The organism is Enterococcus sp. JM9B, from assembly GCF_009933265.1.
In the GTDB taxonomy this organism is placed as follows: Bacteria; Bacillota; Bacilli; order Lactobacillales; family Enterococcaceae; genus Enterococcus_C; species Enterococcus_C songbeiensis.
Genome location: NZ_MAEK01000003.1, coordinates 172,151 through 185,244, shown reverse-complemented (window position 1 = coordinate 185,244; position 13,094 = coordinate 172,151). Strand labels below are relative to the sequence as shown.

Genomic DNA, 13,094 nt, shown 5'->3' with positions numbered 1-13,094 from the left:
TATTATCTACAAAAAGAGCTGTATTATAAAATAATACAGCTTTTTTTAGGAGGATCATGGATGAAAAAATATGTTGACAAAGTAAAAAAACAGATTATGACTCCAAAAGAATTAAAGTATTTACAATATAGAAAACAACAAATACAACGTGATACTGTGCTTCTTGAATCTGCACATGGAAAAGAAATTTCAGGTCATATTTATTATATCGCTAAAAAGCTTAAAGAAAAATTCCCAAGAATAAAATTTTATATAGCTTTGCAAAAGGGAAAAGAAGTTCCTGAAATTTTTAAAGAAAATATTGTAGTTCATATGAGTAAAAATTACCTAAGACTACTTGCTACTTCTAAAATATTGATTAATGATACCTCATTTTGGAGTTTTTTTCACAAGAGAATGGAACAAAAATATTTTATTTTTTGGCACGGAACACCCTTGAAGTGCTTAGGTAAGTCAACACAAGTTCAAGGATATGGTAATGTTCAAAGAAATTTAGCAAGTGCCGATAAAATATTCGTAAACAATAAATATACAGGAGATATCTTAAGAAAAGATTTTGGAATTAAAGATATCATTAACAATGAATTAGTTATTGCTCCATCACCAAGAAATGCTCCGCTATTTGAAATGAATAAAGTTGTTAAGGGTAGATATTTATATATGCCTACATGGAGAGATAAAAAGACATCAGACAATCAATTCTCAGATAAGTTGAAGAATATTCTATTAGAAATGGATTCGCTATTGAGTGATAAAGAAGAGTTATATGTGAAGTTACATCCATATGAAGCAGACGTAGTTAATCTTAAGGAGAGTGAATTTAACCACATTAAGCTCTTTCCAAAAGAAACTGAAGTTTACGAATTTCTTCAAACAGTTGAAAAATTAGTGACAGATTATTCTTCTATCATGTTTGATTTCTTTTTAACTAAAAGATCAATCATTTTGTTCACATATGATGAAAAGGAATATATAGCTACGCGGAAACTCTATGAAAGTATTGATTCATTACCATTTAAAAAAGCAGCTACTGTTAAGAATTTATTTAAATTGTTAAGAAGTAAAGTTAGTTATTCTTATGAAGAATTAGTATCTAAATATGCTCCTGTTGATTGTTTAAATGGGCAAGATATTATCATTAATTATTTGATTGAGAATATTTCAAACAAAAGAATAAGCGTTCAAAAAAATTGGAATGGTAAGGAAAACGTTTTAATTTATGCAGGGAAATTCGAAGATAATGGTATAACCTCTTCACTGGTTAATTTATTAGAAACCGTTGATTTAGATTCGCGTAACTATATATTAACATGGAGAGACTTAGATGTCGGCAAAGATGTAGAGTATAAAATTGAAGGCCTTCCCAATGAAGTATTTACATTTATTAGTGCTGGGAAATTACAATGCTCTTTCTTTGAATCAATAAATACGCTACTGTACATGAACGAACATTTTGTTTTTGAAAAAAGAATATTTAGAATGTACAATAGGGAATTTGATCGTCTCTTTCCAAACGCAAAAATTAAACATTTTATACATTATACTGGCTATGATAGATCTTATGCCACGTGGGTAAGTGCATTAAAGGAAAGAAAAATAAAAACCTCCATTTTTGTTCATACAGATATGGAAAAAGAATTTCAATTAAATAAATATTTAAGAAAAGAAATTATTTTTAACGCATATAGGAATGCTGAGAATGTTATTTGTGTGTCAGAAATGATTAAAAAAAAGATTGATAAAATCGTACCATCGGTAAAGTCAACGGTTGTCAATGTTTTATTTAACAAAAATAAATTAATTGTAGATTCAAAAAAAGAAATTACTGAAAAAATTCCTGAAGAATTAATAAGTGCTCTCAATAATGATAAAGAATTAGTATTCATAAATATTGGCAGATTCTCGAGGCAGAAGGGATTGGATCGTTTAATTCAGGCTTTTGAGTCTTTAGAGTATAAATCTTCTAAATTGGTTATTATAGGAAAATATGGTCCTGAGAAGCACAATATATATGCACTTACAGAAAAAAGTGTCAGAAATAAAGATATATTTATTCTCGATACAGTAATGAATCCGTATAATATTTTAAGACAAGCTGACAGTTTTGTTTTTAGTAGTAGATATGAAGGCTTAGGCATGGTGGTAATTGAATCTTTATTGGTTGGAACCCCTGTTATTATGGCAAATATTGCTGAAACAATAGATATTTTAGCTAAGAACAGAGCAGAAGGAGTAACAGTTGTTGACAATTCCATAGCCGGATTAATAGAAGGTATGGAAAATTTTGTAAAAAAACCAATTGAAAGAACTAATTTTGATTACACCTTCTATAAACAAAATGCCATCCAAAAATGGGAAGGTATATTTATCGAAGATCAAACTAGCAAATATAATCAATAAGTCCAGAATCACTTAGACTTATACTGTGCATAAAAAATTGGCTTTTATGCTTGATTAAGGTAAGATTGATATATAAAGAGAAAACGGAGAGTGACGATGAAGAAAAAGTTTTTTGTTACTGTATTTTTTATTAGTACTTTTATGTTTGCGGATGCCGTACTTGCTGAAGAGAAAGATATGCAAAGTACAGAGTCAGTTCAAGTTTCAAGTCAATCGAATGAAATAATCAATGATTCTTCTGGAATGGATTCCTCCAGTAATATTATAGTGGAGAATACTGAAGGATCGGTAGAATCTACAGATTCTTCAACAATAGCAACAGAAGATTCACAATCCAAAGAATTACCTGAGATTTCGTTAGAAGCATTTCCATCAGATGTAAGTAGGTCAGATTTATATGAAGTAATCCAACCAACTATCCGGCGCAGTGCAAGGGCAGCTGTATTGACATTACCTGATATTGCACATAATAATTCAAATACACCAACAAAAGATTTCATCGATGTGTCTTCACATAATGGAATAATCAGTGTTTCAGATTATCAATTTATGAAGAATAATGGTGTGAAAGCTGTTGTTGTAAAATTAACTGAGTATACAACTTATAGAAATCCCTATGCAGCAAGTCAAATTGCAAATGCGCAAGCGGCGGGGCTAAACGTGCATGCGTATCATTATAGTTGGTTCACAACAAGTACGGAAGCCATTAAAGAGGCAGAATATTTTGCTAATTATGCTACAGAACTGGGTTTACCTAAATCAGCAATTATGGTCAATGATATTGAAGAACCAAAAATCAAGGACAATAAAAACCATACACAAAACTCTCAGGCTTTTGCCAATCGATTGAAACAACTAGGATACTCGAATATTCAACATTATATTGGCTTAAATTGGATTAATGAAGGCCGGATAAACGCAAAAACATTGGGTGAAAAAAATGTATGGGTGGCAGCATACCCATACAATCCATCAAAAACACAACTTTATACAGCTTATGGGGCATAGCAATGGACATCTCGTGTATTTTATCCAGGAATTACGAATCCCTTTGATATGTCATCAGATTACGCAAACAAGTTTAGTAATATACAGCCTCAAGGTCCATATATTCCTTTAAATCAGTATATAACTGTGACAAAAGCCAATTCATCAGTATGGCAGAATTTTTCTTGGAAAGTCAAAGGGAATACAAACAATCTGATTAATAAAACGTTGTTAGCTAAAGGGAAATACAATCATTCAAATGGAAAAACCTATTATTCTATTTATGATAACAAAGATGTCTGGCAAGGGTATGTTGAGTCAAATGTTGGGATACTTAGCACAGAACGTTCTGGTGTGTGGCGAAGTTATGGGAAATATGTGACTGTAACTAGAGAAGGTTATAATACATGGAGTGATTTCAATTGGAATTTACGAAATACCTCTGAAAAAATAGTTGGCAAAAAATTATTAGCTAAAGGAAGATATTTTCATTTTAATGGAGCAACTTATCTGTCTCTCTATGATACGGATGGAAAATGGCAAGGATATATTAATGCACGGGGATGTTCTGAAGATAATATACAACAAGGGCCTGCATTGAACGAAAATTTTTATATAACAATAAATAAGAAGAATTTTCCAATATGGCAAAATTTCAGTTGGAAAAAAATAAGAAATTCTGATTCAATTTTTAATGATACATTCCATGTTAAAATTAGCTATAAGCACTCCAATGGTGGTATATATTATTCCCTTTACGATTATCATGGAGGTTGGCAAGGCTACATTAACTCCACTGGGGCTGAAAAGGCATCTGGTGCAGAAGGTATTTACATCAGAAATGGCTCAAAAGTTCAAATAAAAAGTAAAAATTATAGCTTATGGTCAAACTTTTCTTGGAAAAAAAGACATAGTTCCTCCCAATTCTTAAATGAGACTTTTATTGCTCGCGGTCAGTACAATCATATCAATGGAGGAACCTATTACTCGTTATATTCAACTAGTGGAAAATGGTACGGCTACATTAATGCTAATGCATGTAAAATAATTAATTAAGGCATTAACTTAATTTATACTGAAAAAATCTAAATCTAATAACCTGTTCCCCTCCTCCAAACTTTCGTGTATAATAGTACAAGCTAGTACTACGAAAGTAAGGAGGAGTTGTTTTTGTCTAAACAACATCCAGAGGAAGAATCATTTAAAGATAAGATATTAAATTCTCTGAATAATTCAGATTCAAGTAATACTACCGGCGCTTTAAAGGATGCCGAGAAGGAAAAAATCATGGCCCAAAATAACGATCAGCAAGATCAATCAGAATCAGTGGGATCTAGAAGAAGCAAACCTGCTGGCTCTTCAAAAAAGCCTACGCCAAAAAAGGCAAAGAAAACAGAAAATAAAATAGAAAAAAATATAGTTGATAGTAAAGATCCAAGTGATGTCAAACAGCGTAAGGTGATGCGGCGCAAAGAAGACCGAATTGTTAATAAAATCGTTACGGTCGTTGTGCTAGCGTTATTAGTGATTGGCGGAATATTGGTGTTCTCCGTTTATCGGTATGTGTCAGCCAGTTTACGACCATTAGACCCGGATAGTTCTGAAAAAATTTCCGTAGAGATTCCAAGTGGATCCTCCAATAAAGCAATTGGAGAAATTTTAGAGGACAAAGATGTTATTAAAAGTGGTATGGTGTTTAATTATTATACGAAATTTAATAATTTGACAGGATTCCAGGCAGGTAGCTATCAATTCTCACCAGATATGACATTAGATGACATCGGTGAAGCTTTGCAGCAAGGTGGCGCAGGATCGGCTGGTGTCGATGCAAAATTAGCAATTCCAGAAGGATATGACATTGAGCAAATCGGTGATGCTATTGCCAAAGCAACGAAAATCAAAAAAGAAGAATTCATTGCCTTGATGAAAGATCAAGCTTTCTTTGATGAACTGCATAAAAAATATCCAGATCTTTTGGATAGTGCGGCAAAAGCGGAAAATGTTCGCTATCGACTGGAAGGTTATTTATTCCCAGCAACCTATGATTATTTCAAAGGAACGTCACTTAAAGAGATGGTTACGCAAATGGTTGATAAATCAAATGCGGTACTGACTCCGTATTTTGAAACAATCAAAGAAAAAGATATGACGGTGCAAGAAGTACTGACGTTAGCTTCACTTGTTGAAAAAGAAGGAGAAAAAGAAGTGGATCGTAAAAATATTGCACAAGTATTCTTCAATCGGTTAGCTACGGATATGCCACTGCAATCAGATATCTCTATTCTTTACGCAATTGGTGAACATAAAGAAGTCGTAACGATTGCCGAAACACAAACGGATTCACCGTATAACCTTTATATTAACACTGGATACGGTCCGGGACCTTTTGACAGCCCAAGCGAACAATCGATTGAAGCTGTTTTGGAACCAACAGCAAATAATTACTATTATTTCGTTGCAGACATTGATACGAAGGAAGTTTATTTCGCTGAAACCTATGAAGAGCACATGGAATTAGTAGAGAAATATGTAAATAATTAATCAATTATTTATCAATTATGTTATTTACATTTAGCAGAAAGCATGGTAATCTTTTGTGGACTTATTCGCAAAAGATTACCTTTTGCGATTTTTTTAGATGAAGCAAAGGAGATTATTAATATGGTAGAAAAAGTATATCCTATGACAGCAGAAGGAAAAGAAAAATTAGAACAAGAATTAGAAGAATTGAAAACGGTCAAACGTGGCGAAATTATTGAACGAATTAAAATCGCCCGTGGCTTTGGCGATTTATCCGAAAACTCGGAATATGAATCAGCAAAAGATGAACAGGCTTTCGTTGAAGGTCGGATCACAACATTAGAGAATATGATTCGTTTTGCACAGATTATTGATAACCAAGGTGTTGATAAAGATGAAGTATCCCTTGGAAAAACTGTTAAATTTATTGAATTACCAGATGGAGAAGAAGAAGAATATACGATCGTAGGCAGTGCTGAGGCAGATCCATTTTCTGGAAAGATTTCAAATGATTCTCCAATCGCTCAAGCGTTGATTGGCAAAAAAGTCAATGATGAAGTAACGATTGCTACACCTGGTGGAGATATGTTAGTAAAAATCGTTGAAGTGGCTCAAACAAAATAGTCATTGCAGAAGCTGGGAGAGCAAAAGATGCTGTTCCAGCTTTTTTAAGAGACAGGTTTGTTTCAGACTACAGACCGATTTTATTTTGTTAAGAATGCGATATGATAAGATAGAATTAAGAATGGGGGTGGATAGATGAATAATCCATGGCGTTTTTTCATTGTAGTTGAGGCATTGTTGTTTATTTTTGCGATTTGGCAGATTATAAGCAATCCACCGCTATTGATCCTGCTTATAATTGGTATTTTCTTCCTTTACACAGCCTATAAGCGCAAGCAAAAAACCAATGCAAATAATTTTTTATTAGTTATTGGCTGTCTGGCGATTTTTATCAGTTTATTAAACAGTCCTGCTTTGTGGGTTATGGTAGTATTTGCGGTGATCTTTATCGGCCTAAAAGGTTTTGAAATTTCCGGAATTGACTTGACGAAAAATGCTTTTTGGCGAAAAAAACAAATGATCATTGTTGAAACAGATCAACCACGGAGTCATCGTCAAGAAAAAATCAAGCAACAATGGGTAGGCAATGAACGAATTGGTAATCAAGTGTATGAGTGGGATGATATCAACATCAATATCCTATCAGGTGATACCATCGTTGATTTAGGCAATACGATATTACCTAAAAAAGACAATACTGTTCTGATCCGTAAAGGATTTGGTCGTACGCGAGTTCTGGTTCCTTCAGGTGTGGGTGTGATGCTGGAGCATGCAACATTTATAGGTGAAGTGAACTTTGAAGGGGAAAAGACCGCATTAAAAAATGAAAGCCTAAAAGTCTACAGTGAAGATTATGATGAGAGTACCAGACGAATCAAGGTCATTACAAACACCTTATTTGGTGATATTGAGGTGATCCGTGTATGATCGCAAAAATTACCAAAGGAATGTTGGCTCTATATATTGGAATCACTGCTTTTTTGATTCAAATGCTACTGTACTTTTCTTTTTTGTATGCCAGCGGGCAGAGCAACTGGTGGGCGCTGACCTTTCAAACAAAAATTTTTTACATCCCGATAATCTTTTACATCCTCACGATTTCGGTGGGTATCGGGTTGCTTGCCTATCTACTAATCAGTGTCTTTCGTAAAAGGTTCTATAGTGGAATTGAAGAGAAACTACGCTTGTTAGCAGGCGGCAATTATGAAAGTACTATTTTTTCGGAAGCTATTCCCCATTCAAAAGAAAATCGGTATATTCAAGAAATTGATGCGGACATTACGAAGGTTTCGGAAAAGATGAAAGAAATGTCTTCTGAGCTGCAACTTTTGAACAGCCGTCCGCAGCTGGTTGATGGGCAGACGAAAGAAGAGATTTTAGAGGTAGAACGGCATCGATTGGCCCGTGAGTTGCACGACTCCGTTTCGCAACAGCTTTTTGCTGCCATGATGATGATGTCGGCACTGAATGAACAGGCAGAAAAAACGCAAGCGCCTGAAAATCAGCGAAAACAGTTAGCGTTGGTCACCGATATTATCAACGCCTCACAATCAGAAATGCGGGCGCTATTGTTGCACTTGCGTCCGATAACCTTAGAGGGGAAAAGTTTACGTCAAGGAATCGAGCAATTATTAAAAGAGCTGCAAACAAAAATAAAAATTTCATTGAAATGGGAAATTGAAGATATTCCGTTATCAGCGGCGATTGAAGATCAATTATTCCGTGTTATTCAAGAATTACTGTCAAATACGTTGCGACATGCAAAAGCTGATGAGTTGGAAGTTTATTTGCATCAAGTGGACCAAAATGTCTTGCTGCGGGTACTTGATGATGGCGTTGGCTTTGACGTCAGCAATCAAAAAGCCGGGAGTTATGGTTTGATGAATATCCGTGAGCGGGTCAATGGTGTTGGTGGTACGGTGAAAATTATTAGTTTTAAAGGACAGGGAACGAGTATTGAGATAAAGATCCCGCTGTTGAAGGAGGTTATTGAAAATGATACGAGTATTGCTCGTGGATGATCACGAGATGGTTCGTTTGGGCGTTTCTTCTTATCTATCGATTCAAGATGATATTGAAGTCGTTGGTGAAGCAGAAAATGGCGAAATCGGTTATGAAAAAGCGATGGAATTACGCCCAGATGTCATCTTGATGGATTTGGTCATGGACGTGATGGATGGAATCGAATCCACAAAAGCTATTTTAAAAGATTGGCCGGAAGCCAAAATTATTATTGTGACAAGTTTTATCGATGATGAAAAAGTTTATCCGGCAATTGAAGCTGGTGCAGCCGGCTATATGTTGAAGACCTCGACAGCTCATGAAATTGCGGATGCGATTCGTGCTACACAACGGGGGGAACGAGTGCTTGAACCAGAAGTGACTACCAAGATGATGGAACGGCTGACTCGTCGCACACCTATTCTGCATGAGGATCTTACCAATCGGGAACATGAAATCTTAATGTTGATTTCACAAGGAAAAAGCAATCAAGAAATCGCAGATGAATTATTTATTACGCTGAAAACGGTCAAAACACACGTATCCAATATTTTATCGAAATTAGAAGTGGAAGACCGGACGCAAGCAGCGATTTATGCGTTTAAACATGGGTTAGTGAAATAAAAAAGGACCTCTCCGTAGTCAGATGGAGAGGTCTTTGTTATACTGGTAATGTTAATAAAGGCGTTTACAAGGAGAAGAAAATGAAACAAAATTATGCAATTATTGGTTTAGGAAGATTTGGCGGTAGTATCTGTCGAACATTGATTGAAGCTGGACAAGAGGTTTTAGCTATTGATACCAGCGAAGATCGGGTGAATGAATATATGAATATTGCTACTCATGCGGTTGTTGGGAATGCGCAGGATGAAATGACTTTAAAGTCGTTGGGGATTCGCAATTTTGACCATGTAATCGTGGCGATTGGCGAAGATATTCAGGCGAGTATTTTGGTTACCTTGATGGTTAAAGAGATGGGTGTACCGGATGTTCTTGCTAAGGCACAAAACGAGTATCACGCGCGAGTGTTGGAGAAAATCGGGGCAGATCGAGTTGTCCATCCAGAGCGGGATATGGGAATCAGAATCGCCCACAATCTAGTTTCAAAAAATATTTTGGATTATGTTGAGCTGTCTGATGATTATTCATTAGCTGAAATTCGAGTATCCAATCCGAAATTTTTCAATAAAACATTATTAGAGCTAAACTTTAGACAACGGTTTGGTTTAACTGTTGTAGGAATTCGTCGGGTTGGCGGAAAAGTGGTTGTGTCACCAACTGCAGACGAGATCGTTAAGGAAAATGACAATCTTTTAGTGATCGGTGAGACGGGTGACGTCGATATTCTTGATGATAAAATGAATGATTAGAATGGAGCGATAGGTTTGAAATTAGCAGTTACCGAAAAAGCAATTGAATGGTTCAAAAAGGAACTTGTAGTGGATAATGGAATGGGTGTACGCTTTTACGGAAAGGTCTATGGAAAAACGCAGGTTCATGAAGGATTTTCTGTCGGAATGGCTGTGGATGTTCCTAGTCAACCAGTAGTAGAAGAAACCATTGATGGTCTTTTATTCTTTATCGATGAAACGGATGAATGGTTTTTTAAAGGATATGATCTAGTGGTGGATTATGATGAAAAACTGGATGAACCGAAGTATGTGTTTGAAAAAAATCATGAAGATGAGCAAAAAAAATAGGCTAATCACTAGCCTATTTTTTAGGATTGAAGAATACATTTTTTATTTATAGGATGTTTTTAAAGGAGTAACGCAATGTTATCAGTAATTGTTCCATGCTACAATGAAGAAAAAAGTATCCCGCTTTTCTTTGAACATATAAATAAAGTTGTGTTGGATTTAGATATGCCAACTGAATACATTTTTGTCAATGACGGCTCTACCGACCGGACCTTAGCGGTGTTGCGTTCCCTTACGACAACCAGTCATGAGAATGTCCGTTATTTGTCGTTTTCTAGAAATTTTGGAAAAGAAGCTGCTTTATATGCAGGTCTGTTAGCTTCAAAAGGGGATTATATTACTGTCATGGACGCTGACTTGCAAGATCCACCAGAACTACTGATAGAAATGTTTCAACGCTTAGAAGCTAATAATTTGGACTGTGTGGGGACTCGTCGTTCCAATCGAAGGGGAGAACCCAAAATTCGCAGTTTTTTTTCAAAGCTATTTTATCAGTTAGTCAACAAAATTGGTGATACTCAAATGGTGGATGGCGCTCGGGATTTTCGTCTGATGACTCGTCAAATGGTAGATGCGATTTTAGAATTAACTGAATATAACCGCTTCTCTAAAGGAATTTTTAGTTGGGTGGGATTTGATACCGAGTATATCTCCTATGAAAACCGTGAGCGAGTGGCTGGGAGTACTTCCTGGTCTTTTTGGAAATTATTTAAATATTCGATTGATGGAATTATTAACTTTTCTGATGCACCGCTAAATATCGCTTCGTTTGTCGGAGCTTTTTCATGCTTGGGGTCGGGAATTGCACTAGTGTTCATTATTATTCGGGCATTGTTGTACGGGGATCCAACGAGCGGTTGGCCCTCTATGGTGTCGATTTTTCTTTTCGTTGGTGGCTTGCAGTTGCTTTGCTTAGGTATCATCGGAAAATATATCGGAAAAATCTTTTTAGAGACCAAGAAACGACCGCATTTTATTGTGAAGGAAACGGATGAGGATATTAAAACGAATCAAAAAGACCTGCCAGAAAAGTAAATCTGGCAGCTTTTTTTAATACCCTTTTTCCAATGCCACCTCGTTGCGACACAACGTACCATCTTTCACATAGCTTTTAAGGTTTTCCAAAAAGATACCCATAAAAGCTTTTTGAAAATGTGGCGTCATTCCTGCGATGTGGGGAGTGATCAAAACATTTGGCAGTTCCCATAGTGGACTGTTGTCTGGTAGTGGTTCTTCTTCAAAGACGTCTAAGGCAGCGAAGGCGATTTCCTTTGTTCCCAAGGCAGCAGTGATTGCGGAAGTATCTACACTTGCCCCACGCCCAACATTGATAAAAGCGGCGGTAGATTGCATCATTTTGAAGAAAGAAGCATTGAATAAATGATAGGTTTCATCTGTTAAAGGAAGAATATTAATGACGAAGTCTGCTTGTTGGATTTGAGTAAACAGATCATTCATTGGAAATGTTTTGTAAAAACCAGTGACTGGATGCCCACTCGTATTGATGCCAAGTGGTTTAGCACCAAGTAGAGATAAGGTTTCAGCAAGTCGTTGTCCAATATGACCCGTACCCAAAATTAAGATCTGTTGCTCTGAAAGATAACCGTAATGGGTTTCAGCAGGATGCCAGCGTTTCTTTTTTTGGTTAGCGACCGCTTGATCAATGCCACGAAGCTTCATAAAAAGCGTTGCCAAAATGTGATCCGTAATCGCTTGTGCGTGAATACCACTGCCATTAGTCACCTGAATTTTATTTTTTTCAAACAGTGTGAGGGGCAAATAATCGACGCCGGCGGAAATCGTTTGAACCCATTTAAGATTTTTTACTGGAAAGAGTTTTTCTTTCCAAGCTTCCGACCAACCAATGGTGACAGCAACTTCATCCCAAGAAAATTCTTCTCCTGGGGTTTTAAATTCATAGGTTGGAGCAATTTCGTATATCTGTTCAATCAGTTCAGGTTTAAATGGACGTTTGGATAAAATAATTTTAGACATGAAAGTGCCTCCTTTTTTCTAGTCTATCAAATTGGATGAAAAAAAGCATTCTCAAGGACTGCTGAGAATGCTTAAATACTAATTGGTAATTGGGGAAACTGCCTTGACTGCCTGCATATAAATAAATAAACTCGCAATCAACAAAAATGTACTAGAATCAAAGGTAATGAAGATGGAGAAAAGCGCAACAATGATCGCTGGTAATGTTGCAGAAAAGATCGCAATTTTTAGATTGTCAAAAAATTTCAATGGTAAACGTCTCAGTTTGGAATAAATCGTGGCACCCACTGTAATCATTAAGACTGTCAAAATCAAATCCAAGAAGGTAGGGTACAAGGCAACAAAGAAAGTAACCAGTTGTATCCACCAAGGAATTTGATTTTGTTGGAGAAATGTACGGATACGGCTCCCATCTAATGATTGTAGTGCGTCTTCTTTATAGGAAAGAACCAGCTGATTGTCTCCAAGAAATTGAGTGGTAAAGCCCGAGGAAGGCAAGGCAATAACCAGATTATTTTTCAGCAGACCGATGCTGAGAAAATTACCAATCATATCTGTAGAAATATCATTGGCGCTTCGTTTACCTTCGGGATCAAAGGTAAAAATAATGGAATTTGTTTGATAAATAAAACCTTCCGCTGTTTTTTCAGGAGTCAAGGTACCATTTTGAATCGTAAAATCCGGAATTTTTTCAGCAATGGCCTGTCCATCTTTTTGAACATCATCAATAATCCTTGAAACTTGAAAGGTAATCGGAATTGCGAGAAAGGCGCTTAGAAGAACCAAATAACCGATAATTTTTATAAATGAAATCTTGCGGGCTTCCGCTAAATCTTTAAAGCGAAAAAATGAACTTTTGAATAATTGTAAGACTGTCATCGACAAGCTCCTTTTTTAGACTGTATGGCTTCCAAGCTATTGTAACGA

13 protein-coding genes are annotated in these 13,094 nt (G+C 35.9%); 11 read left to right on the top strand and 2 right to left on the bottom strand.

Going from position 1 to position 13,094, the window contains the following annotated elements; translation table 11 throughout:
* Window positions 1-60 precede the first annotated feature (60 nt).
* The 11 genes from BAU16_RS01220 to BAU16_RS01175 all read left to right on the top strand — a co-directional run bounded on the left by BAU16_RS01220 (window position 61) and on the right by BAU16_RS01175 (window position 11,207).
* On the top strand, window positions 61-2,400 hold the full coding sequence (locus BAU16_RS01220; RefSeq protein WP_161526229.1) for a CDP-glycerol glycerophosphotransferase family protein: 2,340 nt from the start codon (window positions 61-63) through the stop codon (window positions 2,398-2,400).
* A 96-nt stretch (window positions 2,401-2,496) separates the two neighbouring features.
* Window positions 2,497-3,408: a GH25 family lysozyme gene (locus tag BAU16_RS13640; protein ID WP_237579193.1), complete on the top strand. Its 912-nt coding sequence runs from the start codon at window positions 2,497-2,499 to the stop codon at window positions 3,406-3,408.
* 48 nt (window positions 3,409-3,456) lie between these two features.
* On the top strand, window positions 3,457-4,443 hold the full coding sequence (locus BAU16_RS13635) for a hypothetical protein (RefSeq protein WP_237579192.1): 987 nt from the start codon (window positions 3,457-3,459) through the stop codon (window positions 4,441-4,443).
* A 114-nt stretch (window positions 4,444-4,557) separates the two neighbouring features.
* Window positions 4,558-5,928 (top strand): endolytic transglycosylase MltG, encoded by a 1,371-nt coding sequence (gene mltG, locus BAU16_RS01210; protein WP_161526228.1) that lies wholly within the window; start codon window positions 4,558-4,560, stop codon window positions 5,926-5,928.
* 120 nt (window positions 5,929-6,048) lie between these two features.
* Window positions 6,049-6,531: a transcription elongation factor GreA gene (greA, locus tag BAU16_RS01205; protein WP_048604997.1), complete on the top strand. Its 483-nt coding sequence runs from the start codon at window positions 6,049-6,051 to the stop codon at window positions 6,529-6,531.
* A 135-nt stretch (window positions 6,532-6,666) separates the two neighbouring features.
* A complete protein-coding gene (gene liaF / locus BAU16_RS01200) occupies window positions 6,667-7,398 on the top strand; it encodes a cell wall-active antibiotics response protein LiaF (RefSeq protein ID WP_137605237.1) in 732 nt (243 codons plus the stop codon).
* Entirely contained in the window at window positions 7,395-8,492 is a 1,098-nt protein-coding gene (locus tag BAU16_RS01195; RefSeq protein WP_161526227.1) for a sensor histidine kinase, read from the top strand. The genes liaF and BAU16_RS01195 overlap by 4 nt, the downstream gene beginning before the upstream one ends.
* On the top strand, window positions 8,467-9,096 hold the full coding sequence (locus tag BAU16_RS01190; RefSeq protein WP_048605000.1) for a response regulator transcription factor: 630 nt from the start codon (window positions 8,467-8,469) through the stop codon (window positions 9,094-9,096). Before BAU16_RS01195 ends, BAU16_RS01190 begins: the two co-directional genes overlap by 26 nt.
* Before the next feature lie 80 nt (window positions 9,097-9,176).
* Complete coding sequence (locus BAU16_RS01185) at window positions 9,177-9,842, top strand: potassium channel family protein (protein WP_048605001.1); 666 nt, start codon at window positions 9,177-9,179, stop codon at window positions 9,840-9,842.
* Between the two features lie 15 nt (window positions 9,843-9,857).
* Window positions 9,858-10,172 (top strand): HesB/YadR/YfhF family protein, encoded by a 315-nt coding sequence (locus BAU16_RS01180; RefSeq protein ID WP_048605002.1) that lies wholly within the window; start codon window positions 9,858-9,860, stop codon window positions 10,170-10,172.
* 75 nt (window positions 10,173-10,247) lie between these two features.
* Window positions 10,248-11,207, top strand: coding sequence for a glycosyltransferase family 2 protein (locus BAU16_RS01175; protein WP_048605003.1), 960 nt, complete (start codon window positions 10,248-10,250; stop codon window positions 11,205-11,207).
* A gap of 15 nt (window positions 11,208-11,222) precedes the next feature.
* Here the strand turns inward: BAU16_RS01175 and BAU16_RS01170 are convergent, their stop codons facing one another.
* Together BAU16_RS01170 and BAU16_RS01165 are read right to left on the bottom strand one after the other, a co-directional pair.
* Window positions 11,223-12,167 carry a phosphoglycerate dehydrogenase gene (locus tag BAU16_RS01170; protein WP_161526226.1) on the bottom strand — a complete coding sequence of 315 codons (945 nt, stop codon included), beginning with the start codon at window positions 12,165-12,167 and terminating at the stop codon, window positions 11,223-11,225.
* Between the two features lie 78 nt (window positions 12,168-12,245).
* A complete protein-coding gene (locus BAU16_RS01165; protein ID WP_161526225.1) occupies window positions 12,246-13,046 on the bottom strand; it encodes a DUF1189 domain-containing protein in 801 nt (266 codons plus the stop codon).
* Between the last annotated feature and the right edge of the window lie 48 nt (window positions 13,047-13,094).